Genomic DNA, 270 nt, shown 5'->3' on the forward strand with positions numbered 1-270 from the left:
GTCAGTATTTATAGGATTGGCCGCCATCGATCGGGATGACGGTAGCGTTGATGAATTTCGCTGCATCAGATAACAAGAAAGTGACGAGGTTGCCAACTTCCTCTGGTTTACCGAAACGTTTCATCGGGTTGACGCTGACAAATTCCTTGCCGGCTGCTTCCCAGTCGTCTCCAGCTATTTGCTTTAAAGAGCCTTCGACCATCGGCGTCATGATGGCGCCTGGAGCGATGGCATTGATGCTAATGCCAAACTCACCATATTCGATGCCGG

The 270-nt window shown here is 50.4% G+C and carries 1 protein-coding gene; it reads right to left on the bottom strand.

What is annotated here, in order from left to right:
* Position 1: 1 nt before the first annotated feature.
* Positions 2 to 270: SDR family oxidoreductase (locus SB775_RS29840; RefSeq protein WP_410864857.1), on the bottom strand; the 269-nt coding region annotated here is incomplete at its 5' end.

The sequence above is a fragment of the Peribacillus sp. SIMBA_075 genome, from assembly GCF_046534585.1.